This window comes from Pseudomonas sp. GW821-FHT02C04, from assembly GCF_059421845.1.
Genome location: NZ_JBWKVT010000005.1, coordinates 136,229 through 161,343, shown reverse-complemented (window position 1 = coordinate 161,343; position 25,115 = coordinate 136,229). Strand labels below are relative to the sequence as shown.

General features: G+C 55.4%; 28 protein-coding genes and 2 pseudogenes. 17 read left to right on the top strand and 13 right to left on the bottom strand.

Annotated features, from left to right (window positions below; all coding sequences use genetic code 11):
* Window positions 1–53: 53 nt before the first annotated feature.
* Window positions 54–2,483: a TonB-dependent siderophore receptor gene (locus AC07VV_RS19435; protein WP_495037162.1), complete on the top strand. Its 2,430-nt coding sequence runs from the start codon at window positions 54–56 to the stop codon at window positions 2,481–2,483.
* A 70-nt stretch (window positions 2,484–2,553) separates the two neighbouring features.
* Here the strand turns inward: AC07VV_RS19435 and AC07VV_RS19430 are convergent, their stop codons facing one another.
* Window positions 2,554–4,125 (bottom strand): sensor domain-containing diguanylate cyclase, encoded by a 1,572-nt coding sequence (locus AC07VV_RS19430; protein WP_495037161.1) that lies wholly within the window; start codon window positions 4,123–4,125, stop codon window positions 2,554–2,556.
* Window positions 4,126–4,338: 213 nt separating this feature from the next.
* On the opposite strand from AC07VV_RS19430, the pseudogene AC07VV_RS19425 reads away from it, so the two are divergent.
* Window positions 4,339–4,488, top strand: a pseudogene (locus AC07VV_RS19425) (PAAR domain-containing protein); the annotation flags it as partial.
* Window positions 4,489–4,508: 20 nt separating this feature from the next.
* Entirely contained in the window at window positions 4,509–4,799 is a 291-nt protein-coding gene (locus tag AC07VV_RS19420; RefSeq protein WP_495037160.1) for a hypothetical protein, read from the top strand.
* A gap of 123 nt (window positions 4,800–4,922) precedes the next feature.
* Here the strand turns inward: AC07VV_RS19420 and AC07VV_RS19415 are convergent, their stop codons facing one another.
* On the bottom strand, window positions 4,923–5,372 hold the full coding sequence (locus AC07VV_RS19415) for a hypothetical protein (protein WP_495037159.1): 450 nt from the start codon (window positions 5,370–5,372) through the stop codon (window positions 4,923–4,925).
* Between the two features lie 152 nt (window positions 5,373–5,524).
* Window positions 5,525–6,190, bottom strand: coding sequence for a ribonuclease T2 (locus tag AC07VV_RS19410; protein ID WP_096822029.1), 666 nt, complete (start codon window positions 6,188–6,190; stop codon window positions 5,525–5,527).
* A 169-nt stretch (window positions 6,191–6,359) separates the two neighbouring features.
* On the opposite strand from AC07VV_RS19410, the gene AC07VV_RS19405 reads away from it, so the two are divergent.
* Window positions 6,360–6,842, top strand: coding sequence for a hypothetical protein (locus tag AC07VV_RS19405; RefSeq protein WP_495037158.1), 483 nt, complete (start codon window positions 6,360–6,362; stop codon window positions 6,840–6,842).
* A gap of 6 nt (window positions 6,843–6,848) precedes the next feature.
* Here AC07VV_RS19405 and AC07VV_RS19400 read toward each other — a convergent pair whose 3' ends face one another.
* Window positions 6,849–7,703: a LysR family transcriptional regulator gene (locus AC07VV_RS19400; protein WP_495037157.1), complete on the bottom strand. Its 855-nt coding sequence runs from the start codon at window positions 7,701–7,703 to the stop codon at window positions 6,849–6,851.
* Between the two features lie 101 nt (window positions 7,704–7,804).
* Between AC07VV_RS19400 and AC07VV_RS19395 the strand changes: the two genes are divergently transcribed.
* The 7 genes from AC07VV_RS19395 (at window position 7,805) to pseH (ending at window position 14,047) form a co-directional block, all read left to right on the top strand.
* Complete coding sequence (locus tag AC07VV_RS19395; protein ID WP_495037156.1) at window positions 7,805–8,452, top strand: FMN-dependent NADH-azoreductase; 648 nt, start codon at window positions 7,805–7,807, stop codon at window positions 8,450–8,452.
* Between the two features lie 84 nt (window positions 8,453–8,536).
* Entirely contained in the window at window positions 8,537–10,240 is a 1,704-nt protein-coding gene (locus tag AC07VV_RS19390; protein WP_495037155.1) for a copper resistance system multicopper oxidase, read from the top strand.
* A gap of 11 nt (window positions 10,241–10,251) precedes the next feature.
* Window positions 10,252–11,109, top strand: coding sequence for a copper resistance protein B (locus AC07VV_RS19385; protein WP_495037154.1), 858 nt, complete (start codon window positions 10,252–10,254; stop codon window positions 11,107–11,109).
* A 55-nt stretch (window positions 11,110–11,164) separates the two neighbouring features.
* Window positions 11,165–11,539, top strand: coding sequence for a copper homeostasis periplasmic binding protein CopC (gene copC / locus AC07VV_RS19380; protein ID WP_495037153.1), 375 nt, complete (start codon window positions 11,165–11,167; stop codon window positions 11,537–11,539).
* A 3-nt stretch (window positions 11,540–11,542) separates the two neighbouring features.
* On the top strand, window positions 11,543–12,406 hold the full coding sequence (gene copD / locus AC07VV_RS19375; RefSeq protein ID WP_495037152.1) for a copper homeostasis membrane protein CopD: 864 nt from the start codon (window positions 11,543–11,545) through the stop codon (window positions 12,404–12,406).
* 59 nt (window positions 12,407–12,465) lie between these two features.
* The gene (locus AC07VV_RS19370) at window positions 12,466–13,251 is read left to right on the top strand and encodes a transporter substrate-binding domain-containing protein (protein WP_495037151.1); all 786 of its coding nucleotides are present in this window, start codon (window positions 12,466–12,468) and stop codon (window positions 13,249–13,251) included.
* Window positions 13,252–13,495: 244 nt separating this feature from the next.
* Window positions 13,496–14,047 carry a UDP-4-amino-4,6-dideoxy-N-acetyl-beta-L-altrosamine N-acetyltransferase gene (gene pseH, locus AC07VV_RS19365; protein ID WP_495037150.1) on the top strand — a complete coding sequence of 184 codons (552 nt, stop codon included), beginning with the start codon at window positions 13,496–13,498 and terminating at the stop codon, window positions 14,045–14,047.
* A gap of 42 nt (window positions 14,048–14,089) precedes the next feature.
* Here the strand turns inward: pseH and AC07VV_RS19360 are convergent, their stop codons facing one another.
* Complete coding sequence (locus AC07VV_RS19360; protein ID WP_096822039.1) at window positions 14,090–14,305, bottom strand: hypothetical protein; 216 nt, start codon at window positions 14,303–14,305, stop codon at window positions 14,090–14,092.
* Window positions 14,306–14,573: 268 nt separating this feature from the next.
* Between AC07VV_RS19360 and AC07VV_RS19355 the strand changes: the two genes are divergently transcribed.
* A complete protein-coding gene (locus tag AC07VV_RS19355) occupies window positions 14,574–15,239 on the top strand; it encodes a TIGR02466 family protein (RefSeq protein ID WP_495037149.1) in 666 nt (221 codons plus the stop codon).
* Window positions 15,240–15,344: 105 nt separating this feature from the next.
* Here the strand turns inward: AC07VV_RS19355 and AC07VV_RS19350 are convergent, their stop codons facing one another.
* Window positions 15,345–15,947, bottom strand: coding sequence for a hypothetical protein (locus tag AC07VV_RS19350; protein ID WP_495037148.1), 603 nt, complete (start codon window positions 15,945–15,947; stop codon window positions 15,345–15,347).
* Between the two features lie 535 nt (window positions 15,948–16,482).
* Window positions 16,483–16,842, bottom strand: a complete 360-nt coding sequence (locus AC07VV_RS19345) for a Rap1a/Tai family immunity protein (protein WP_495037147.1) — start codon at window positions 16,840–16,842, stop codon at window positions 16,483–16,485.
* A 159-nt stretch (window positions 16,843–17,001) separates the two neighbouring features.
* Here AC07VV_RS19345 and AC07VV_RS19340 point away from each other — a divergent pair, with 159 nt between their 5' ends.
* Complete coding sequence (locus AC07VV_RS19340; protein WP_495037146.1) at window positions 17,002–17,244, top strand: hypothetical protein; 243 nt, start codon at window positions 17,002–17,004, stop codon at window positions 17,242–17,244.
* 39 nt (window positions 17,245–17,283) lie between these two features.
* On the opposite strand, the gene AC07VV_RS19335 is transcribed toward AC07VV_RS19340, so the two are convergent.
* The 5 genes and pseudogenes from AC07VV_RS19335 to AC07VV_RS19315 all read right to left on the bottom strand — a co-directional run bounded on the left by AC07VV_RS19335 (window position 17,284) and on the right by AC07VV_RS19315 (window position 20,584).
* Window positions 17,284–17,493, bottom strand: coding sequence for a hypothetical protein (locus AC07VV_RS19335; protein ID WP_305834727.1), 210 nt, complete (start codon window positions 17,491–17,493; stop codon window positions 17,284–17,286).
* Window positions 17,494–17,600: 107 nt separating this feature from the next.
* Window positions 17,601–17,825, bottom strand: coding sequence for a hypothetical protein (locus tag AC07VV_RS19330; RefSeq protein WP_495037145.1), 225 nt, complete (start codon window positions 17,823–17,825; stop codon window positions 17,601–17,603).
* A gap of 59 nt (window positions 17,826–17,884) precedes the next feature.
* Window positions 17,885–18,563, bottom strand: a pseudogene (locus AC07VV_RS19325) (tyrosine-type recombinase/integrase).
* An 89-nt stretch (window positions 18,564–18,652) separates the two neighbouring features.
* Window positions 18,653–19,552: a DUF4238 domain-containing protein gene (locus tag AC07VV_RS19320; protein ID WP_495037144.1), complete on the bottom strand. Its 900-nt coding sequence runs from the start codon at window positions 19,550–19,552 to the stop codon at window positions 18,653–18,655.
* A gap of 186 nt (window positions 19,553–19,738) precedes the next feature.
* On the bottom strand, window positions 19,739–20,584 hold the full coding sequence (locus AC07VV_RS19315) for a hypothetical protein (RefSeq protein WP_495037143.1): 846 nt from the start codon (window positions 20,582–20,584) through the stop codon (window positions 19,739–19,741).
* Between the two features lie 929 nt (window positions 20,585–21,513).
* Between AC07VV_RS19315 and AC07VV_RS19310 the strand changes: the two genes are divergently transcribed.
* From AC07VV_RS19310 to AC07VV_RS19295, 4 genes are all read left to right on the top strand, one after another.
* The gene (locus tag AC07VV_RS19310; RefSeq protein WP_495037142.1) at window positions 21,514–21,729 is read left to right on the top strand and encodes a hypothetical protein; all 216 of its coding nucleotides are present in this window, start codon (window positions 21,514–21,516) and stop codon (window positions 21,727–21,729) included.
* A gap of 80 nt (window positions 21,730–21,809) precedes the next feature.
* Window positions 21,810–22,160, top strand: a complete 351-nt coding sequence (locus AC07VV_RS19305) for a hypothetical protein (RefSeq protein ID WP_495037141.1) — start codon at window positions 21,810–21,812, stop codon at window positions 22,158–22,160.
* Between the two features lie 202 nt (window positions 22,161–22,362).
* Window positions 22,363–23,787 (top strand): AAA family ATPase, encoded by a 1,425-nt coding sequence (locus AC07VV_RS19300; RefSeq protein ID WP_495037140.1) that lies wholly within the window; start codon window positions 22,363–22,365, stop codon window positions 23,785–23,787.
* Window positions 23,784–24,716, top strand: coding sequence for a DUF4435 domain-containing protein (locus AC07VV_RS19295; protein ID WP_495037139.1), 933 nt, complete (start codon window positions 23,784–23,786; stop codon window positions 24,714–24,716). The genes AC07VV_RS19300 and AC07VV_RS19295 overlap by 4 nt, the downstream gene beginning before the upstream one ends.
* A gap of 5 nt (window positions 24,717–24,721) precedes the next feature.
* Here AC07VV_RS19295 and AC07VV_RS19290 read toward each other — a convergent pair whose 3' ends face one another.
* On the bottom strand, window positions 24,722–25,021 hold the full coding sequence (locus tag AC07VV_RS19290; protein WP_495037138.1) for a hypothetical protein: 300 nt from the start codon (window positions 25,019–25,021) through the stop codon (window positions 24,722–24,724).
* Window positions 25,022–25,115: the final 94 nt, after the last annotated feature.

Here is a 25,115-nt window from a genome sequence, read left to right as displayed (position 1 = left end):
CGTTCGGTGAGTGGATAGACCTTTTAATTCCACGCGCTCGACAGGATCGCCGAATGACCGCATTGCCCACGTCCCGCCCCGCCACGTTCCCGCTCAAGGCCCTGAACCTGAGTCTTGCCCTGGCCTTCGGCGCACTGCTGCCGACCCTCGGCCATGCCGCCGACAGCACCCGCGAAAGCGCCAGCCAAAGTGTCAACATCGGCCCCGGCCTGCTCAGTCATGTGCTGGCGCAATTTGCGGTCAGCGTCGGCGTGCCGTTGTCGTTCGATCCGGCGCAACTGGGCAACCGTCAGAGCCCGGGCCTGCAAGGCAATTACACCGCGCAAAGCGGTTTTGCCCGGTTGCTGGAAGGCAGCGGTTTCGAGCTGATCAGCACAGGCCACAACGGTTACACCGTAGCCCCGAAAGTCGCGGCGGACGGCGCACTGGAACTGGGCGCCACCAACGTCAGCGCCCTGCGCGATGACAGCGGCGACACCTACGGCGGCGAACAGGTCGCCCGCCGCGCGCAGATCGGCATGCTTGGCAACCAGGAGGTCAACGACCTGCCCTTCAGTGTCACCAGTTACACCACCAAGACCATGGCCGATCAGCAGGCGCAAACCGTCGGCGATGTGTTGCTCAACGACGCCTCGGTTCGCCAGTCCAATGGCTTCGGCAACTTCTCGCAGATGTTCATGATCCGCGGTCTGCCGCTGGCCTCCGATGACATTTCCTATAACGGCCTCTACGGCGTGCTGCCCCGGCAGATCATCGCCATCGAAGCGCTGGATCGGGTGGAACTGTTCAAGGGCCCGAACGCGTTCGTCAACGGCGTGACCCCGAGCGGCAGCGGCATCGGTGGCGGGATCAACCTGCAACCCAAACGCGCCATGGACACGCCAACGCGCAGCGTCACCCTCGACTACAGCGCTGACGGTCGGGTCGGCGGGCATCTGGATCTGGGCCAGCGTTTTGGCGAAGACAACCGCTTCGGTGCGCGGGTCAACCTGATGCAGCGCGAAGGCGACACCGCCATCGATGACGAAGACCAGCGCTCGTCGCTGTTCAGCGTCGGCCTGGACTATCGCGGTGAACGCCTGCGGGTCTCGACCGACTTCGGTTATCAGAAACAGGTGATCAATCAGGGTCGCTCGGTGATCTATGTCGATTCAAGCCTGAAAAAAGCCCCCAAGGTGCCGGATGCCAACGCCAGCTACGCCCAGCGCTGGAGCTATTCGCAACTCGAAGACACCTTCGGCATGGCCCGCGCCGAATACGACCTGAACGACAACTGGACCGCCTACGTGTCCGGCGGTGCCAAGCACACCCGCGAGAACGGTGTTTACTCGTCGCTGACCGTCACCGACCTCAACGGCAGTGCCCGTGGCGGCATGCTTTATTCGCCCCACGACGAGGACAACCAGAGTGCGATGGCCGGCCTCAACGGTCGCTTCGACACCGGCCCCGTCACGCACCAGTTGAACCTCGGCTGGGCCGGCATCTGGGGTGAGCAGCGCTCGGCCTACGAAACCATCGGCAGCGCCGCACGCTACAGCACCAACTTGTACAACGTCACCGACAAGCCGCGCCCGGCCGCCACCTCGTTTGCCAGCGACATCAACGACCCGCGCATCACCGGCAAGAACACACTGCGCAGCGAAGCGCTCTCCGACACCCTCGGCTTCCTCGACGACCGCATCCTGCTGACCCTCGGCGTGCGCCGCCAGGAATTGAAAGTCGACGGCTGGAGCACCGTCACCGGCGCCCGCACGTCGAGTTACGACGAGTCGATCACCACCCCGGTCTACGGCCTGGTGATCAAGCCGTGGGAACATGTGTCGTTCTATGCCAACCGCATCGAAGGCCTGGCCAAGGGCCCGACGCCGCCGACCACCGCGATCAACCGCGACGAAACCTTCGCCCCCGTGCGCAGCAAACAGGTCGAGGCCGGCGTGCGCCTGGACATGGGCAGCTACGGCGCCAGCCTCGGTGTCTACCGCATCGAACAGCCGTCGAGTTACACCCAGGACGGGATCTTCCGGGTCGACGGCCAGCAGACCAACAAAGGCGTGGAACTCAACGTCTATGGCGAACCGCTCGACGGCCTGCGCCTGCTCAGCGGCGCGACATTGATGAAGACGGAACTCGAAGGCAGCGCCAACGGCGTGAATGACGGCAACCGCGCCGTCGGGGTGCCGCGCTTTCAATTCAACCTCGGTGCTGACTGGGACATTCCGGGCCTCGAAGGCGCCGCCCTCAGCGCCCGAATGTTGCGCACCGGCGGACAGTACCTGAACGCGGCCAACACCCAGAGCATTCCGGCGTGGACCCGCTTCGATCTTGGCTCGCGCTACGCCTTCAAACTGGATGAAAAACAGATCACCCTGCGGGCCAATCTGGAAAACGTTGCCAACGAAGCCTACTGGGCCTCGGCCAACGGCGGCTACCTGACCCAGGGCACGCCGCGCACGCTGAAAGTCTCGGCGACCGTAGACTTCTGATTCGCGGCACTTCATCCGCCGTCCCAACGAAAAAGAGCAGGCCATGGCCTGCTCTTTTTTATGTTGGCGATCAGCGGTCCGAACGCATCAACTCACCAATGCCGCCGTCCATCGACAACACCGCAGCACGATTGCGGCCGGCATTCTTGGCTTGATACAGCGCCGCGTCGGCACGCTGGATGAACAATTCCGGGCTGTCGTTGCCCAGCGGAATGAACGAATAGCAGCCCAGGCTCACGGTGAGATAACCGGTGGGCGAGCCGCTATGGGTGATGTGTTTGTCCATGACGCTGCGGCGGATCTGCCCGGCAATCGCCAGCGCGCCGTTGATGTCGGTGTCCGGTAACAGCACCGCAAACTCTTCGCCGCCGTAGCGCACCGCCAGATCGGATTTGCGCTGGCAGCAGTTCTTCACCACCAGAGCGACCTGGGTCAGGCAATGATCGCCGGCCACATGGCCGTAGGCATCGTTGTAGCGCTTGAAGAAATCGATATCGAGCATGATCAGGCTGACCGGGCTAGACTGCCGGGCGCCCCGGGCGAACTCAATCTCCAGCGATTGCTCGAACAGACGCCGGTTGGCCAGCCCGGTCAGGCTGTCGTGGGTAGCAATCAGCTCCAGCGCCCGCTGGGCCTTGAGCAGGTTTTTCTCGATCCGCTCGCCGTCACGCACCTGATGGATGAACACCCAGCCAAACAGCCCCACGCCGAGCATCACCAGCGCCACGATCACGCTGGACTGGAAGGCGCGGTCATGCCAGCCCTTGAGAATCGTGTCCCGCGAGGAAGAAGCAGACACCACCAGCGGATAACTTTCGAGCTGCCGATAGCCATAAAGGCGCGTGACCCCGTCGACCACCGAATCGATCATCGCCGTGCCGGCCGAGGCGTTGGGGAGCAACGTCTGATAGATCTCGCCCTTGGCCAGCGAGGTGCCGATCAACGCATCATCGAACGGCCGGCGCGCAAGCAAAGTTCCGTCGGTCAGTCCGAGGAACATGGTGCCGTTGTCATCCAGGCTGAAGCTTTTGAAGAACTTGTCGAAGTACGACATCTTGATGCCGGCCAGCAACACGCCCTGAAAATTGCCGGCGCGATCGTTGACCCGCTTGGAAATCGGGATAATCCACTCACCGTTTTCACGGCTGCGAATCGCCGGGCCGATGTGCGCCACGGCCGACACGTTCTGCTGGTGAAACTTGAAGTACTCACGATCCGCCACGCCGTTGCCACGAGGCAGGTCAGGGAACGAGGTGATCACCCATTGCCCTTCGCGATCGAACAGGAACATGCCGTGCAACTGCTCCAGTTGCTGCACCCGCCGCGCAAAGGTTCTCTGCAGGCGTGGCCTCTGCGCCGCGCCATAGCCGTCTTCCTGAATCCAGTCGACCAGGCTGGTCATCACCAGATCCGCGGCCAGAAAGGTGTCTTCGGCCTGCTGCGCCATCGCCCGAGTCAGGTTGGCCGAAGACATCTGCGCATTCGCCAGATCCTGCCGACGTGACTGCTCGATCTGCAAATACAGCAGACCGGACAGGCACAGACACACCGCAACGATGAACAGCACCGCCGCCTTGCGCAGCGGCAAACGCTTGAGTGTGCCGCCGGGGGCCTGATGCGGATCGTGAATGGGGATAGGCAAAAGCGTGTCCTGGGCAGGTACGACAGGGGCAAAGGCCCGAAACCCTTGTTTTTTGTGAGCGTAGCCCACCGGATAGTGCGGGGCAACCAAGTGCCACCGAGACAATCCCGACCCCGTTGATATCGGCGCGCAGTGGAAATGGATGACCTGCGATGTAATTTATTTTTCTTTGATACAGTTCTCCCCCACAAACGTGATGACAGGAGTCAAATGATGGCAAAGCCTGCCGCACGTCTTACCGATCCCAGCACATGCCCACTCCCCGGACACGGGACCAACGCGATAGCGACTGGCTCTCCGGACGTATTTTTCGATGGCCTGGCGGCTGCACGCCAGGGTGATACCTGTTCCAGTGGCATTGCACGGCTACGGCCACCTGCCTCATGAAATTACTGATCGTCCTCGCACTAGCAGCATTGACCTCAGCACTCTTTTTTGTGGGTTACTACGAAAAAATGGAAGATGCGTATCCAGAGAAAGTTTTTTTCATCAAAAAGCACCCGACGCTCAAGTTGAGTTTCGTGAACATCTTCGCGTACGAGTCAGACGATAAAAAACTGTCCGAACTCAATGATGAAGAGAGAACGCAAGTCATGGATTACTGCCGGTATCGACTTGGTATCTCTACTCAGTTAGCCAGCCAGCAAGAACTTGAAGAATGTAAACGTCGTTGAAACAGGAAAGGCCTGCCTGTGTTAATGCAGAGGCTCGTCGACGACCGGCCTGGGCTATGTACGAAAACTGCCTGATCGACACTCGGCGACTTTTCGTACAGCCCCAGGCTTACGGGAGGTGAGTCAGTGCACCAACGACGGTTGGGTAGCGACCGAGACGACAAACAGCACCACGAGTGCCCAGAACATCACCACAAGTATCTGAATGACGACCTTCATGCGTTTATAAAGCCAGCGCAACCAATGGCCTTCGGGTTTAGCTTCCGAGCGAGTTCTGAGTACGCCGTTCAAATAAAAGCCGAGGATGGCCAGCAGTGCGCCATCAATGAACAGCGCAGGCAGGCCGGCTGAGGGGAAAATGCTTCCCCACCGATAAAAAGACGACCGGCTCAGGAACACCACATAACACGTGAGGCTGCCGTAGGGGATGGCTCTCCACCATTTGCCGGTCAGCGCTCCGGCCATCAGGCACATCATCACCATGAACGGGTTGAGGAGAATATGGATCATCCAATCCAGTACGTTGGGGAAGTAGCCTGGGGAATTGATGCTGCGCCAGATATATTCAAACATTGTTCAGGTTCTTGCCTTCTATGGAGTCAGTGGTGCTTCCGTGCCGCTGTACGGTATCGGCGTATCCTCGGATGACATAAGCCCTGTCGTGTAAACATAAAAAAACAGGCGCCTGAAAAGGCGCCTGTTTTTGAGGTCGGTTACCGCTCAGGTCAGCGCGACGGCGGAACCCGGATATCCCCTGCCCGGCACTGGGTTTTCACGCCCTTGCCGCAGGCGCCGAATTGCAGGTCCTTGCCCATGCACACCCGCACTTCCGAGAGTTCCGGGCCGCTGCAGATCACGGCAATACCGTCTGCCGGGATACCCGGATTGCTCTTGCGGAACAGGTCGGCGATTTCCTGCGCTTCGAAGTAATAAGAGTTGCTGAACGGTTGCAGCTCTTGCGGGATTGTCACCGCCGCCACGGCTTTATCCGCTTCGTCGAAGTAACCCATTGCACCGAGACCGCTGCAGGTGCCGTGCTTGCTCCACTCGTGATCGAGGAGTTTCTTCGTCGGGAACAGTGTCAGGCCTTTGGCGGTTTCGGCGGCCGACAGATTGGTCAGCGGCGGGCAGGATTCCGGCCAGCCGCCCTTGGCGTATTGCGGCCACAGGCCATGCAGGACAAAACCGTAGCCCTTGCCGGTGCACTGAGGATCATCCTTGTGAGTCAGGCAGAAGGTCGGCGACCAGGACAGCGTCAGCAGGTAGTAATCGAACACCCCCGCCACTGATTCCGTGGGTGCCTTGTTGGCATGCGACTGACGCGCCGAACTCAGGCCGATGCTACCGACCGTCAGCGCAATCAGCGCCATAATTGTAAAAAGCTTTTTCATCTTCCCGTTCCTTGGGACGCTGGCGTCCATGGTTTTTGTGATCTGACCGTCAAGTGGTCAGGGGCTGATTGAGTCATGCCAGTGTTGCAAGCGCATGACGCAAGGCAAAGCTGTACTACGTTGAAAGGTCTACGATTAATAAGCAGACACCAAAAACAGGGATCCCGAAATGAGTAAAGCAGACGAACTCGCCGCGAAGCTCAAGCAAACCCGGCACACCCACGCGGACGACATCACCTGCGCCGAACTGGAAATCGATTGCTGGCCGGCGGTGGTCTACGACCTGTATCACCGCATCGAGGGTTGGTTGCAACCGGTCACGGAAGTTGGACTGAAGATTCGGCGAAATCCTACCCATGTTTGCGAAAGTTCACCGGAAGGCGAGACGCACGACTACGCCATCGACCAATTGATCATCGAGGCCAACCATCACAGCCTGACGTTCGATCCTATCGCCCGCTTCACCGAGGACGGCGCTGGTCGTGTGCAAATCGTCCTGCCGGGCCGGGAAGCGTCGCTGCTGCGTACCGTCGACGAACACGGCGAGAGTCATTGGTGGTTGCAGACGATCGAGACCGGGCAACAACTGGATGCGATTGCCCTGACGGAAAACAACCTGCTGCTGGTGGTTCAGGAAGGTCTCGGGTTGTAGGACGCTTCACTCCCGTCGCGCCGAGCAATAGTCGACGATCACCCGGGAAACCGCTTCGATCATTTGTGGATCGGCATGACTCGCCGTGAACAGGCGAAACTCCGCGTCCGGCAGCGTCGGCAAACCCAGCTCCACACCGAGCGCCGCCAGGCCCTGCCCCAACTGGCTGGCGGCCATCGGCGCCACCGCGAACCCGGCCAACGCCGCGGCACGCAAGCCAGCGGTGCTGGTGCAGAGCATCGCGGTGCGCTGGGTAATGCCGGCCTGGGCCAGGCGGGTCAACGCGGCTTCGCGATACGGGCAAGGTTCGGGGAACAGCGCCAGCGGCAACGGCGTCGGCAATTGGGTGACCGGTTGCGCCGACCACGCCCACACCAGCGGTTCCTGCCACAGCAACAACCCCGGCTCTCGGGTCTCGCACAGCGACCCGATGACCAACTCCAGATTGCCCTGCTTCATCTGGTTCAACAACGTACCGGGAATGTTGACCTGCACATCGATCTCCATGCCCGGATGCTGCGCCGCGCAGTCCTGCAGTGCCCGCAGCAACCTTGGCTCGACAAAATCCTCCGACACGCCAATCCGCACCCGTCCCTGAAACGGCGTGCGCGTGAGCTGTGCCCAGGCGTCGCGATTCAGCGCCAGAATCGTGCGCGCATAGGCGATCAAGCGCTCGCCATCCGCCGTCAATTGCTGGGAGCGGGTCGTGCGCTTGAGCAACGGTTTGCCGATCTGCTCTTCCAGCCGTCTCAGATGACCGCTGACCGCCGATTGGGTCAGGTGCAGTTTTTCGGCGGCACGGCTGAAGCCGTCCTCGTCGACCACGGTGACAAAGGTCTTCAACAACAGGGCGTCGAACATAGTTGAATACGTGATCAATGGCCGATTTATTTACGATTTATAGTGAGAATCAAGCTATGTTGCAATGCCTCGTATTCCCTACCCGAATGTCGAGGCTCACCGTGACCACCCTTCTACACATCGAATGCTCACCCCGCAAACAGCGCTCCGCGTCCATTGAAGTGGCGCACCGTTTCATTGAGCGCTATCGGCAAAATGATCCGCAGACCCAGGTTCGCACGCTCGATTTATGGAGCCTGCACCTGCCGGAGTTCGACAAGGACGCGATGAACGCCAAATACGCGGGCCTGAGCGGTACGCCGCTGACGCCGTCGCAACAATCGGCCTGGCAGACCCTCGAAGACCTCGCCGCCCACCTGCGCGGGGCCGATGTGCTGGTGTTCTCGGTGCCGCTGTGGAATTTCAGCATTCCCTACAAGCTCAAGCACTTCATCGACCTGGTATCGCAGAAAGACATCCTCTTCAGCTTCGATCCGGAGCGCGGGCTGCGAGGTTTGCTGCAAGGCAAGAAAGCCGTCGTGGCCTATGCGCGGGGGATGGATTTTTCCGCGCAGTCGATCACGCCGGCCGAGCGTTTCGACTTTCAGAAACCGTACATGGAAGCGTGGCTGGAGTTCATCGGCGTCAGCGATGTGCATGCGCTGATCGTCGAGAAAACGATCTTCGGTGAAGAGGTCGATCGCGATTCACGGTTTGCCGCATCGCAACAGGCACGAGATCTGGCGGACAACCTCGCCCGCCGAACCTGACACAACTGTAATCCGCGCCTCAGCCAACTGAAAGCCGGCGCTGGTTAGCCTCCCCGTCATTCGTCAAACGGGGACTTCCAGCGCATGCCTTCCACCACCTCAAGACGCACCTTCGTCAAAGGCCTGGCCGCCGGCGGTCTGCTCGGCGGCCTCGGTCTGTGGCGCACGCCGGTCTGGGCGTTGAACAGCCCCGGTCAGGTAAATGAGCTCAGCGGTACTGACTTCGAACTGTTCATCGGCGAAACCCCGGTCAACTTCACTGGCCAGCCGCGCACCGCGATGACCATCAACGGCGGCGTGCCCGGCCCGCTGCTGCGCTGGCGCGAAGGCGACACCGTGACCCTGCGGGTGCGCAACCGGCTCAAGGCCGATACCTCGATCCATTGGCACGGCATTCTGCTGCCGGCCAACATGGACGGCGTGCCGGGTTTGAGTTTTCACGGCATCGAACCGGGTGGCGTGTACGTCTACCAATTCAAGGTTCGCCAGCACGGCACCTACTGGTATCACAGCCATTCCGGGGTGCAGGAGCAGGCCGGCGTCTACGGGCCGCTGGTGATCGACGCCCGGGAGCCGGAGCCTTTCCAGTACGACCGCGAACACGTGGTGATGCTCAGCGACTGGACCGACGAAGACCCGGCCAGCCTGATGAAAACCCTGAAAAAGCAGTCCGACTACTACAACTTCCACAAGCGCACCGTCGGCGACTTCATCCATGACGTCGGCGAAAAAGGCTGGGGCGCCACCGTCGCCGACCGCACGATGTGGGCGCAGATGAAGATGAATCCCACCGACATCGCCGATGTCAGCGGCGCCACGTACACCTTCCTGATGAACGGCCACGCACCGGATTCCAACTGGACGGGGCTGTTCCGACCAGGTGAAAAGCTGCGTCTGCGGCTGATCAACGGCTCGGCCATGACTTACTTCGACGTGCGCATCCCCGGCTTGAAAATGACCGTGGTCGCCGCCGACGGCCTGCACGTCAAACCGGTGACCGTCGACGAGTTGCGCATCGCCGTGGCCGAAACCTATGACGTGATCGTCGAGCCCGCCGCCGAAGCCTACACCCTGTTCGCCCAGGCCATGGACCGCACCGGCTACGCCCGTGGCACCCTCGCCGCCCGCGCCGGGTTGTCGGCCCCAGTGCCGGCGCTGGACCCGCGCCCGCTGGTGACCATGGACGACATGGGCATGGGCGGCATGGATCACGGCTCGATGGACATGAGCGGCATGGACCACTCCAGCATGAACATGGGCCCGATGCAGTCGCACCCCGACAGCGAAAAGGACAATCCATTGGTGGACATGCAAGCCATGACCACCGCCCCGAAACTCGACGACCCCGGCCTCGGCCTGCGCAACAACGGGCGCCGCGTACTGACCTACGCCGACCTGCACAGCACCTTCGAAGACCCCGACGGCCGCGACCCTGGCCGCACGATCGAACTGCACCTCACCGGCCACATGGAGAAATTCGCCTGGTCGTTCAACGGCATCAAGTTCTCCGACGCCGAGCCCCTGCGTTTGAAATACGGCGAGCGCATCCGCCTGGTGCTGGTCAACGACACGATGATGACTCACCCCATCCACCTGCACGGCATGTGGAGCGATCTGGAAGACGAAAACGGCGACTTCCAGGTGCGCAAACACACCATCGACATGCCCCCCGGCACGCGCCGCAGCTATCGTGTGACCGCCGATGCGCTGGGCCGCTGGGCCTTTCACTGTCATCTGCTTTATCACATGGAAATGGGCATGTTCCGTGAAGTGCGGGTGGAAGAATGAGGACGCTGACCATGACTCGATTTGCCGTGTTTTCGTTGTCGCTCCTGACGCTGTCCTCGGCGCTCGCCGCCAGCGACATGCAGGGCATGGACCACAGCCAGATGGGCGATATGCAAAGCATGGACGACGGCATGATGCAGCCCGCCGCGCCAACTGAAAGCCGCACGCCGATCCCGAAGCTGACCGACACCGACCGCGCCGCCGTGTTCACCAGTCACGGTGGCCACCAGGTGCACGACAGCGCGATCAACACTTACTTCCTCGCCGACAAACTCGAATGGCAGAACGGCGACGACGCCAGCACCCTGGCCTGGGATTTGTCTGGCTGGATCGGCGGCGACATCGATCGCCTGTGGCTGCGCTCCGAGGGCGAACGCAGCAACGGCAAGACCGAAGACGCAGAGATCCAGGCGCTGTGGGGCCACGCGATTTCGCCGTGGTGGGACGTGGTCAGCGGCGTGCGCCAGGACTTCAAACCCGGCGCCCCGCAAACCTGGGCCGCGTTCGGTCTGCAAGGCATGGCGTTGTACAACTTCGAAGCCGAAGCCACGGCATTCATCGGCGAAAACGGTCAGAGCGCGGTGCGGCTGGAGGGTGACTACGACATCCTGCTGACTAATCGCCTGATCCTGCAGCCGACCGCCGAACTCAACGTCTATGGCAAAAACGACCCGCAACGCGGCCTCGGCTCCGGTCTCTCGAACACCGAAGCCGGATTGCGCTTGCGCTATGAAATCCGCCGCGAATTCGCGCCATACATCGGCGTGACCTGGAACCGCACCTACGGCAACACCGCCGATTACGCACGGGAAGAAGGCGAGGATCGCAGCGAAGCGCGGCTCGTCCTCGGCGTACGGCTGTGGTTCTGAATCCGTTTCATCCACCCCTGAAAATCCACCGCCGAAGAGCGGTAAGAGGCCTCGCATGCGCATGTTGAAAACCAGCTTCATCCTCGCCACCGGATTGCTCTTGAGCTCCCTGGCTCAGGCCCACCCGAAACTGCTGTCGTCGACCCCCGCCGAAGGCGCGGACGGCGCGCCACCGGAGAAAATCGAACTGCGTTTTTCCGAGAACCTGATGACCCAGTTCTCCGGCGCCAAACTGGTGATGACCGAAATGCCGGGCATGGCCCACTCGCCCATGCCGATGAAGGCCAAAGTCAGCGCCGGCAGCGACCCGAAAACCATGCTCGTCACCCCGCTCTCGCCTTTGCCGGCCGGCACCTACAAGGTCGAATGGCGCGCGGTGTCGTCGGACACTCACCCGATCACCGGCAACGTCACGTTCAAAGTGAAGTGACCGATGGCCGACCTGATCAACATCCTCCTGCGGATGGCGTTGTACGTGGATTTGCTGCTGTTGTTCGGGGTGGCGTTGTTTGGGTTGTACAACGTTGACGCGACGCTGCGGTGTCGGCCGATGTTGCGCGGGATGGCGTTGATCGGGGCATTGCTGTCAGTGGCCGGACTGGTGCTGATGACCCGCGCCATGAGCGGTGAAACGGAATTCGCGGCGCTGTGGCCGCATCTGCAAATGATGCTGTTTGAAACCGATGTCGGGCTGGCGTGGGCGGTGCGGATGATTGCGCTGATCGTCGTGATGATCTGGCCGGGTGTGTGGCTGGCGTCGATAGCCGGTGCACTCGCCCTCGCCTCTCTGGCCTGGAGCGGGCACGGCGCGATGGATGACGCCTGGCATCTGCTCAGCGACATCCTGCACCTGCTCGCGGCGGGTGCGTGGATGGGCGCCATGTTGGCGTTGATCTTGATGTCGCGGCTCGACGCTCTGTTCAGCGAAGCGCGTATTCGTTCGCTGGCCGAGGCCGTCAAACGTTTCGAAGGCGTGGGCGCGGCGATTGTGTTCATCCTCTCGATGACCGGCGTGCTGAACTACCTGTTCATCGTCGGCCCGACACTGGACGACGTCTTGCTCCGCACCTACGGGATGCTGCTGGCGATCAAGGTTGTGCTGTTTGCCGGCATGCTGGTTCTGGCGGCGTTGAACCGCTTTCACCTCGGGCCGTTGCTGGAGCAATCGCTGCGCGCGGGGCAGCATCAGGTGGCGGCCAATACCTTGCGCCGCAGCGTGTTATTGGAGCTGTTTATTGCGCTGTTGATCGTGGCGCTGGTGGCGTGGCTGGGGACGCTGGGGCCGGACGCGGGATGACACCCGGCAAACCCTTTCACTACACTGGCCCGCACTCTCACTGCACAAGCCCGATCTCCATGACAATTCGAACAAGCAGCATGATCTTTGGCAGCCTGCTGGCTCTGGCTGGCGCCGCTCAGGCACAAGAGCCGGTTTCGCACCTGGACACCATCCAGCAACAAGGCAAGTTGCGTGTCTGCACCACCGGCGACTACAAGCCCTACACCTTCAAACGCGCGGACGGCGGATTCGAAGGCATCGACATCGCCATGGCGCAGTCCCTGGCCGACAGCCTCGGGGTGAAAATCGAGTGGGTGCAGACCACCTGGAAAACCCTGATGCCGGACATGCAGGCCGGCAAGTGCGACATCGGCATGGGCGGGATATCGGTGACGCTGGAGCGGCAGAAAAAGGCCTACTTCAGCAACACCCTCGACGTCGACGGCAAGATCCCGCTGGTGCGTTGCGCCGACCAGTCCAAGTACCAGACCATCGACCAGATCAACCAGCCGAACGTGCGCCTGGTCGAACCGGCCGGCGGCACCAACGAAGCCTTCGTCCACGCCTTCCTGCCCAAGGCGCAACTGGCGTTGCACGACAACGTGACGATCTTCGAACAACTGCTCGACAACAAGGCTGACGTGATGATCACCGACGCATCCGAAGCGCGGTATCAGCAGAAACAGAAACCAGGTTTGTGCGCGGTCAACCCGGAGCAGTTCATGCAGTACGGGGAAAAGGCCTACTTGCTGCCGCGTGATGACATGAGCTGGAAGCTGTACGTCGATCAGTGGCTGCACCTGAGCAAGGTGACCGGGAAATATCAGAAGGTCATTGGCGAGTGGCTGGCAGGGCCGCAGTGAGTCTTTCAGGACGAAATACGTAAAACGAAAAAGGGCGCCTCCATAGGCGCCCTTTTTTATGAGCAAAACACTGACGCCGCTCAATAACACCTTGAAACATTTGGTGTTTATTTCGCGGTTGCTCTCGAAAAAACAAAACGCCCAAATCCCACCCTCCCAGGCGCCTGCCCGGGAACACAACCCGAAACATCAACGATCGACCCCGCGGGTTCAGCTCAGGCGCCCGCGAGACAAGGAAAGCACCATGCAGTTTGTCCCCCTCACCGAGGCCAACCCCGCCATCCAGGCCCACGTCCGCACCCTTCGAAACCAGGAAGACGTGCGCAAATACATGTACACCTCCCATGAAATCAGCGACCAGGAACATGCGAACTGGCTGACGTCCCTCAAAGGCAATTCGCGCCAGCAAGTGTTTGTCGTGCTCAAGGAAGAGCGCGCGGTAGGCGTTGTTTCACTCAATGCAATCAACACCGTACAGAAGACGGCTGATTGGGCGTTTTACCTCGACGTTCAACTACAAGGCAAAGGCCTGGGCAGCGTGGTCGAGTTCTGGATGCTGGATTACGCATTTGCTGAAGCGGGATTGGAAAAGCTCAATTGCGAAGTGCTGGCGAGCAATCCGGCCGTGGTGAAAATGCATCAGAAGTTCGGGTTTGAGCTGGAGGGCGTCAGACGGCAGAACATCCTCAAGGATGGCGAGCGTATTGACGTGGTGTTGCTGGGGATTACCAAGGATGAGTGGCTGTCCAAGCGACCGGCATTGCAGAGAGTTGTCGAGCGCATCGGCGCGATCTAGGCCATACGAAAAAGGGCGCCCGCGATGGGCGCCCTTTTCTAATCAGTCGTCATGCAACATGCCGGAGCTGTACTGGTTGAGACTGGCACCAATTCCGGTGCCGCCGAACTTCAGCGTATTGGCGCTGGCGCGACCTTCCGGCGACTGGCAATCCGAAGAAAAACAACTGGTGGTGGTCAACCCACCGGAGCCCGAACAGGCACTCAATACCGAGACAGCTGCAGCGATCAACAGCACTTTGACGACATTGGCACGCATGGTGGGGCTCCCCTGGGATCAAACGCGAAATAGCACGACCTTATGCCTGCATCGTAGGCGCTTGCGTGGGGTGGGAAGATGAAACTTTCTTGATCGACAGCGCGGGTTCAGGTTTGGGTAACCGCAGGCGAGGATTTCTCAGTCAATCACCCGCCGTCTCAATAATGGTCTGTTGTACTTACCAACCAATTTTTAACAAAGGTTTACATCGGCTATTCATTTCGCTCGGTATAGTTTTTTGCAACTAGCGAGATTTGGATAAGACTCAATGCAGTCGAATAACACACTAATAGATCCTGATCTGATAAAGATTCGACGGCTATTCGCAACACCCCTGGCGAGTATCCAATTCCCTGATGCAGAAAGACTCAATGCTGAACTGAAAGTTATAGTTACCCGCCGTATGGCGGAAGATCGCCGCGGCGCACATCGGAGTAATGAAGGTGGCTGGCAGTCTGCAAACGACTTCCCTGAATGGGGTGGCGAAGCCTGCGATGCATTGGTGAAATTCGCCACCGACTTCGCCATTCAACTGACAGCGGTTCATAGCGACCAATATGGATTAACCGAACCCAGCTTCGAGTGGAAACTCAACGCGTGGGCAAACGTTAACGAGGCTGGCCACAGCAACTCCCTCCATGGGCACCCCGGTGCTTTTTGGTCAGGGGTTTACTGGGTCGACGCCGGCGGCCGCGAGGACGATTCAGCGGTGGGCGGTGACCTGGAATTCGTAGACCCTCGCGGCATGGTCGCATCGACCTACAATCCTGCCCTGCGAATGAGAGTCGAAGATTGCCTGACTGCCGGCTTCAGTTGTACGTGTGCCGCCAAAAGTGGAACCTTCATCATGTTCCCATCCTGGTTGATGCATTCCGTACAACGTTTTGAAGGAACGAGACCGCGAATTTCCATAGCCTTTAACTTTGGTGCTTAGTGAATCACGGCGAACTTTAATCACTACTGGTTTCGTCGATTTATTGAAATGGCCGCTTTGATTTTGGGCTAAAGCGGCCACTAACAGATCATCAACACCTGATCATTACTCGTTCAGATCCTTGACCAGATAACTGCCGACAATCTGCGAAACACCGGTCAACGCCTCACGGACCAGCTCCGGCTCGGTGCGATAACGCAGCGGCTCGTAACCGTAAGTGTTGGCACCGTTGAACGCGGTAATCGGCTCATTGCGCTGCCAGATCAACTCCTCGCCACGCTTCAACGAACCGTTCACCACAATCGTCGGATACACCACACTGCTGAAACCCTGCGTCAACGCAAAGCCCCAATTGACCACAGTCAACTTGATCTCTGCATCGGCCGGTTCATTCTCGGCAACCACCTTGAAACGACCGGTCGCCGCCAGTTGATCCTCGAAACCCTTCTTGACCAACTTGCCCAGGTCAATATCGGCACTCGCCATGTTGTACTGAATCGCCTCGACCGTTGACATCGACGCCAGATCCCCAGCCTTCAACCCCACCGCAAACCCGGCCCCACTGAGCGCCGCCGTACCCAGTTTCCCGGCATGGGACGCCATGCCAACACCCGCGCCGACACCGGCACCCAACGCCGCACCCCAGGCCTGTTCACGGCCCATGTAGGTCATTTCCTTGTTGCTCCACGTCACCGGGAGAATCTTCACCGTGTGGATCTGCGTGCGGTATTAACAATGGGGACAGATTTATTTATCGTTAAAAATCAGCAAATACCCTTCTCTCTGCTCACTAGCTTATTAGTAGCATTCGAGAAAAATAAATCTGTCCCCTTTGCCCTAAAGGCAGCATATAGAACGGCTCCAGACCCTAGGTGAAGGACTTCAGGCCGAGCTTGCATGAACTTAACTGCCACCCTCGCCATTTGGTTCAGAGACATTTGAGGCATACAACCCGCTCGTTCACTAAGCGCTAAGTCGCAGTGAAGAGCCAGCAAGGATGCCGTACCCTCAACAGCTCCCATGCAGTAGTTGGCATCACCAGCCATGGCCAGAGTGACCTCTTTTTGGGGAATCCCCGCAAGCCTTACAGCCGTCTCACACTTCGAAAGCATCTGCCCGCCTGTTGCCCCGTTTGCACTTGCTACAACAGCCATCAGGCCAGCAAGCACGGCGACTTAATAAAAGGCTCCCTTCATAAATCCTCCTTCTTTTCCTTGGATTTGCTGGTCATAGCTGCATGGCTTCATCCGCATCCATATTCGGTGGCGAGTGCGATCATTACCATCCCAGTGTCTGAATCAGACCAATCCCCGGGATGGCTTTTGAGGAAGGCAACGACTGCGCGAACACCTTCTTTGGTGGTGTAGCCTTTTGGGAAACATAGCCGCGACTCTGGCAAAGCTTCACCCAGTACCGCGATTGTATTGGCAACACCTTCTACCAACCCGAGGCATTGGCCCATCAGAAGAAACTCAGCATTAGTAGTCTTGGCAACAGGTCTCGGCTCACTTACGAGTGAGCACTTTTTCATTAAAAATTCCCCATCAGCCAACGTCGTTAGGCTCGTTAGCGATAGCAATGCGGCAACCAAAATTCGTTTCATGCTTCCCTACTCGACCCTGGGGAAGCGATAAGCACCCCTCTCCTATGGCCTCGGCCCAGCGCATGGCTGGGTTTGGGCGGTTCCGCGACGTTTCAGTGGCCAATGAACTATCGTGGGCTAACCTGAATTTCTGGGGGCATACAACTTCAGGAGAAGCATATGCACATTCGCAGATTTACCTTTTCGATCGTCGCTTTGGCAAGTCTGGCTGGTGTCTCGGTTGCATCGGAAGACCCAAATTTGAAACAGGGGACAGATCACCCTAAACATGAGACGGAGGCAACTGCCACTAAGGATTTTTACGTAGGTAAGGACGGAAGTAAGAACCACAAAGAAGGTGATCACAATCCACCACCAAAAGAATCACCTACCCCTTCGCCAAAGCCTAAACAGTCGAACTGACATTGCCGCCTTCGGGCGGCTTTTCCTACCTAACAGTAATCAGGCTTGAGTCATCGCGATGAAGGCCGACTCGACCCGGTCGCGCATAGCTCTGGCCTCGAAAACATCAATTAACTTCTCAGCCAACATCTTGTTCAAATCGTCCAGTAGAAAGAACCGCCAGGCTGTTCGACTACCTTCAAAAAGCATATCTGTAAGAGTTGATTCCCACTCAGCCAAGCGGCGTTCCTTTTCGCTCAAATCGATCATGTCTTTTTCTGCTCTATCATGGAACGCGAAAACTGCGCCTCTCCTACGTCATCGGCCCCGGCTATTTTACGGCCAGGGCTTGTGGTACAGCGGGCGACGTTTCCCGGTCACTCGTACTTTGTGAGGGCAGAAGGTGTGACATCCAAAACACGTGCAATCTCGCTCTTGTTGAGTCCTGCCTCTCTCAAAATGTGATAAAGATTTTTGCCATCTTCTGTAATCCTACCGCTCTCTGTTTTTGCTACGCTGAGAATGCGGTCAAGAATGGCTCCCTTCTCTTCAAGGGCCTCGACCTGCTTCTGTATTGGGCTTTTTACCTTAGGTTTGGTCATTTCGTGCATCTTCATTATGAGTCAAATCGACTGCGTTAAGTATCAAATGGCCATTACGCTTAAGTCAATATAAAGTTTAAAATTTTTAAGATATATTTTAAATTTGTTAAACCTAAAGCAATCTCAAAAGCCCAGCGCAAGGTTTCTTGATCGACCGTCAGATAAGGCTTGCTGTGATCTAGCTTCGCGTGCCCAAGCATGATCTGCACCGTCTCAACATCGCCTGTTGCAGCCAACACCTTGGCCGCCAGGGATCGTCTGCCACTATGCGAAGATCCCTGCTTGATACCGGCCTGCCAGTAGAGCCTGCTGATGGTCTGCTGGAGCGAATCACAAGCCCGATACACCACTGGCCCACTATCCAGCTCGCGGTACTTGAACGCCAATTCAAAGGCTTGGCACTTGTGTGTGGAAACCAGCTTTGAACTTGGGTGCAGGCCTCGGTATTCCTCAGTGCCGGAAAGGCCCCAGCGGCGTTGCAAGCGGACCGCGATCCAGCTGTCCAAGACGGCAAGGCATCGAGTATGTGTCAGGTATATATACATTGCGGGGTCGGCAGCCCTTGGTGATGCCTGCTCGTAGATACACCTCGGGCTTGATAGCTCCGCTGGGGTACAGCACGTCTGCGACCTCCAGCAAGGCCAGCTCGGTGACGCGAATGCCAGTGGTGTGTGTGAGCCACAAAAGCCTCACGTCGCGCTCTGGTAGACGACCAGTCACAGATGCGACGCGGATCAGGTGCTTGAATTGTCCAGGAAACAATGGGGACAGATTTATTTACCACCTAGAAATCCAAAACAAATAAATCCGTCCCCTTTGTCTACCAGTTATTTATTTAATAGGGCCGATTCATCGCGATTGCTGATCAGATGTTTCCTGCCAAAGCGTGAATGCATGCCTCTGAAATAACCAATGAGTGTCTCGTCAATCCACATCCATGAAATTGGTAAGCCATTCAGACCACTTGTACTCAACCGCCTAGAATGGTAAGGACTTTTGAGCCTTTGCTTATTATCTCTATGGATCAGGGTGCAATGAAACGTCGGCGATATGGGAAACAATGCAATAACTTGGATCCCATGCAAAAGGTTATATACAGGCTGCGGAAGAATATCGGCTGTACTAGTAAAAAATTCGGAAACAGGATGATCACTAGTTACGAAAGGCGTGCCACTGGAAAACCCAAGAACAATTTCATAACTCGACTGTAGGTGTCTAGGTATTCGCTCTAGCCCAAGCCTGACTAGTTGATTTGGCTCATTCTGCTTGGTGAAGTTTTCTCTCTCTTCATCCGACAACGGGGCCTCTCTAATAGTCTGCGCCATCTGCTGAACGATATTGGGAGTGCGTATTAACTGTGCAGAGATAAAGCTCAATAATTTTTCGAACGCCCCTGCTTTTGCTAAAACGAGTGCTGCTCGCTGGCAAATATCTTTATGAATATCCATTTCATTTTTTAGCAGTTCATTCGGCTTCAGCTCTGCTATTTCCTTAAGAACAGGAGCTGCCTTATTTTCAACTTCTCCTAGAATATCTTCAATTTCGTTGGTTGGCTTGTTTTTGTCGTCTTCGTAAAAGTACTCATCTGAAAGAATACTCTTTGTTCCCGTCTTGCCTTTTACATTGTTGGCTAGGTCATGCAACCAGATTTTCCCGCTCGCATCGGCCCACAGCTTCATGTAGTGCTGCGGAACGTAGTGTTGGTTGATGGTAATCTGTTTCTTCATGAATCGATCCAAGTCCTGGCGGAGGGGCATCACACTAAGCCGCAGCAAAGCTTCAATAGAGCCATATCACTTTAACATTGCCAAGAGTTAACCCGAGAAGTGTTAATGTTATGGCAAACAATGGGGACGGCAAACAATGGGGACAGATTTATTTATTGTCCCCTTTCAGTCCTACATTAACAGCAATCAAGAGGATGCCGGCTTGCCGCGTGAATCATTCCTCCTGCGGCGGCGATCCAGGAAACCGGTGATCGCCGTATACACCGCACCGGCAACCAGACCGATGACGAGATAGACGATCAGCCCCGGCCAGAATCCGCGAGGTGACAGTTCCGCGCCTTTCAAAAGGGCTTGCGGCTTTGCCAAAAGAACCGGTGCGACAGACAGCAGCCAGACAAAGAAACCACTCATCACGCCGCCGATCAGGTAGCGCAGGCGCGTGGTGAGAAAACGCTCCACCAGCCAGAGCATTGGCCAACTGACCAGCATGCTGATAAGCCCGCCGATGAGGAACAGCATGAAGAACATCGAGACGATACTCAGCAGACCACTCGACTGACTGATAGTCGCAATGACGGCGACAGTGCCCAATGTCAGTCCTCCCGACAACGGGATGGCAACAATCGCCCCCCAGCCACCCGCTGCACGGTGCTGGTTTGAGGCAGGGATTTTTTCTATGGCGCCGAGGGCCAGGGTATACAGCCCGCCCAATGCGACACCGCCGACAATCGATATCAACAACAGTTGCCAGAGAGGTCCCCGGTAGGAAAGGCTGACCAGCAGGCTTTGAATCAACCCGCTCAACACATGCCGCAACCGAGACTCAGGGCAACGGCGATCGCCCAGGAGCAGAAGGGGAATGCCCAACACGGCAGAGAGGATGCAGCCAAAAAGAAAGCCGGAGAACAGCACTGCATCGCTGAAGCCGTAGACCATCACTTTCACGGTGGCATAGACGAGGCCTCCGCATAGCGGTGTGACGAACAGCCGGAGTTCGTTATGGAGCCTCTTTTCAAGCGTGTTGTCGGGCATTGAGGTCGTCCTGACAGGGGAGTATTTCGAGCGGGTTATTCGAATCGATCACTGGGCTTGTCGCAAGCAGAGAAGGTGTTTTTCCATAAAACATAAATGGGGACTCATCTATCAGCCCCCCTTTTTCAAGCTGCAGCACCTGTCAGAAAACCTCTCAGATGCCTCCCAAACCCCACCCCCCCATTCCTGATAAACTCCCCCACCTCCCAGCCACACCGATTCCGTACCCCCAATGCCCCCAATCACCGCCACACCCGCCCCACTCTCCCGCCGTTTCTCCGTCGCGCCGATGATGGATCGAACTGACCCTTCTTTTACCTCCCGTAAATAAAGGCCTAAACGCCTCGCCTCCAACCCGCGTACCAGTTGCGTACCAACTCAGTTCTTCTTCCTCCTTTTCCCATCCCCTCGGTCGACTGCGTTAGCAAATTTTAAGCAACGGTTCTCGGCTCCAATCCTGGCACTGTCTATCGTTGGCTCAGGCGTGTTTCGTGAGAGTTAAAACCGCGCGCATGAAAGGCCAGCGAATCGCCCCGTCTGTGCCTTACGACGTTTTCAGGTTGACCCCTGGGAAAAAGGTAATTTTGGTAATTTTCTATTTTATAGTCATAAAAACCCAATATAATCAGTAACTTAGGTTAGTTTAGTAAAAGTAATAATAGGGTAATAGAAAGGTTAGAAAATTACCCTCAGTCGTAGTAATTCCAGCCACCTACGAAACCCTTTAAAATCAGGCACTTGGTGGAATATTACCTCCGGTCTTACCAAATATTACCTCCAAAGGTAATACCTCAAAGCCACGGCCTATAAGGGCTGCAGCCAGTTTTTCTCACCCTCTTACCAAAATTACCTTTTCCCCAGCCTCGAACTGAAATTGGCCAGCACAGGTGCCCTGCTATGCTTGCTGCTTTCCGAATGGAGTCGAATACATGGCCAGCGAATATTCCCTCACCGTCGTCCTCGAAAAAATGTACGAAAACCAGCTTGGGCTTGAAGCAGCGTTGATGGAGTTGGTCCTGTTGGTCGAGCAACAGGGATACGAGGCCGTGGGGGAGAATGCCCGCGTGGCGCTTGAGCGAATTGGGGAGAATGCGGGGTTTATCAATCAGGGCATGGCAATATTGAGAAATTTAGAAAAGGACTAGCTTGTGGCGCGTATTTTCAAGGGCTTCGATGGACTGTCATTAGATCCGGTTCTACCAAATCTCACCTAGGGCGGAGCAGAATGAATCAGCATCAATGGAACCAGCAGGCAAGCGAAGTCGTGAATGCACATGCGAGGGAAATTCAAGAATTGAAGCAATTCCAGCTTCATCTCGAAAGAGATAAAGACGCTGAATTGTTGATGCAATTAAACGAGAAAGCTGATGGCTGGTGCAGCCAACTACACAAATTTGATTTTAGTCGCCGGCTACGCAGGACTCTTTGGTTTTTGGACTACTCTTGCAGCGAAGCTGCCTCCGAAGCTGTATGCGCTGTGCGGGCTCCTAGGTTCACTTTCGCTCATGCTTTTCATCACATGGGAATCGGCAGGATGGTCTGCCGGCTTTCTATAGTGGGCTTTTTCTGCTATTAGCTATGGCAAGCCTTCTAATAGGAGGAACCATGTAGATGCACGACTCCCTAGCATACTGATATGCTGAGCGCGAGGAACCCGGGACAAAGCTGCTAATATATAACGTTTTAAACTAGAACAAAAGGCATTGTCAGTGGCTTGAGTATTTCGAAACTTCGCCACAAGCAACACTTACATAGTAAATAGAGCAAAGGAGCGCATCTTGCCAAAAATATCAGAACTATCAAAAACCGCCCCCTTCATAGAATGGTTCGAGCTAGGTGGCGTAAATGGTTATAAAACACTTAGACTTGAAAACAGATACTGCGTCAAAATCGTTGCGGCGGAGAATGGCACTGGAAAAACAACTCTCTTAAGTGCCCTTCACGCAGTTTTGACGTCAGACACCTCAAAGCTCTTCACTATTGATTTTGTATACTTAAAGCTAAAGCTAAAGGAACACAAAGAGCTGATCTTCAACAAGAAAGATCTTTTTCCTAAAAACTATAGTGCCAAACCAAGCGAAGCTGCAATCGCACTTAAAAAGAACGGCGTAACGGACAGAAAATTAAGAAGGGACATTTCATTCATTCAAATGAATGGAATTGAGTCATTCAGCTATACCAATGAGTATCGAACAACGTACTATAGCTGCCCACTGGGAAGAACTGAACTTCTCAACTTATACACTGAGGCGTCCGAACAATATTATCCTAACAGCGTCTGTCGCAACTTGATGCAAAAAGTAACAAAGGCGCTTGGAGGTTTAAAAATTTTATACTTGCCGACATTCCGAAGAATCGAAACTGAAATGTCGGAATTTTCCCAAGGCAAAAAAAATAGAAGATCTGAATTTGGATTTGAGGTTGACGAGGAGGAAGATAACGACCAGCTCATTTGGTTTGGCATGGGCGACGTCGAAACAAGGTTGGAAGCGTTTAAAGAAAAAATAAAAACTGTCACTTTAAATTCATACTCAAGAATCAGTGCTCAATCTTTAGAAAAGCTACTTTCGCCAGCATCTCGAAGCCCTGATTATATCCGAGACATAAATGATGACTTTAGCTCAAAACTAAACCTGGTTCTAGCAAGACTTGGCCATGCGGGTAGCGAAACAGAAGCAAAAATATATGACCTAATATATTCCGGCCTAATTAACGACTCTGTTTATGATGGGCTGCGTGCGCACATCCATCAAATTATATCAATCTACGCAACTACGCAGGCGCAAGAGCAATTAATTGAAGGCTTTGCGAACGTAGTTAATAGCTACTGGCTTTTGTCAGCGACAGAATCAAATGGCATCCCCGAAAAAGAATTTATATTCGACAAGTTCGCCCTCGACGTTTCCATCCAAAACAACTACAACAACGATACACTTTTATTGAATAACCTATCATCAGGCGAAAAACAAATTGTCGCAATTTTTGCCAAACTTTACCTTCAGCAAAGTAAAAATTATTTGATACTTATAGATGAGCCTGAGTTATCACTCGCCATGTCTTGGCAAAGAAGATTTCTTATTGACATTTTAGAGTCTCCTTCATGCCATCAACTCATTGCAATTACACACTCCCCATTCATATTTGACAATGATTTGGATCCGTACGCGGAATCCCTAACAGTTAAGTACGAGCAACAGCTATGACTAGCCTCGTTGACAGACTCAGACTCGCAAGGCACAAGCCACACGTCGCTCTCCTTGACTACAATCTGCTAAGGAGCAAAGCAGTTGATCATCTCGTATGCGTCTTCGAGGGTCATGAAGACTATCCTTACTATGATACGATTTTTCGTAGAATATACGATGAGATAGATTACCGCGCCCTCGTAGTTAATGGAAAAGACCAAGTTCTAGGACTTAGAGACTTATTGTGCAAGCGTCAAAACCCAGCCGACAAAAATGTCGCCTACTTCATCGACAAAGACTTTGATGGATTTAAGCAGCATAGTCCTTCGGCAGATACTTACTGCACCAATGGCTACTCGATTGAAAACAATTTATGCACCATGTCTATTCTTCGCCCACTATTGACTCAAGAATACTTCTGCCATAAAACAGATGAAGAAACCAGCGTAGATCAAATCATAAAAACAATCGAAGGTCGACTAACCGAATTTTCAAACACAATGAGAGACGCAAATAGGGCTATTTTTTTTGCGCGAAAAAACCAAATAAAGCTGCAAGGCATAAACAACCAAATAACCAAATACATCAATATAGATATTAATCAGATCACCCATTCGGGAGCTAATCACTTAGATTTAATTGGATGGCCAAACGACGTCGACCCCAACACGATTCCCGCAACTATTCCTGAGTTCGAAGCACTATCACCTATGCAAGACTGGAGGGGAAAATTTGTCTTTGGAGTTTACACAGAGTTGCTTCACAAACTAAAAGACGATCGTTGCTCCGCTGCGCCACAACACTTCAAAATCAAGGCCGGAATGAAATTCAACCCAAAAGGAGACGTCATTAGAACTCTTGCTCTTTTATCTCCAATACCACCCTGCCTTCGCGAATTCTCCTTGAATTTGCACACACACACACAAAATACTGCTCCAGCGGTTTAAATACTTCACTCAATGACAAAGCCCGACATTTTTTCTGGTCGGGCTTTTGGCTTATTACTTAAATCATCCTGATTTAAATAGTTTTCCGAGTCAGTAATGAGGATTTTATTCCCATTACCCGCTTCTCTACTTCCAACGGTATCGAGGTATAGTGAAGCGAGTGGGCGGAAACCGCGTCCTGTAAGGATTCCAAGCCATTCCTTGGCCTCGCTTACCAAAATTATTTTTTCCCTGCGCTGCCCCTTAAAAATGGCCAGTGACTCTCCTCTATAGAAACTCTCTAAGCCTCCCAAATCGCCACTCAAAATACGGCTCAGTGATGGACAATCCGTGCAATTGACTCTGTGTCTGAAAAGCCCATCTGGCAGGGGGTTTCAGGCATATCGATGTTGTTCCTGG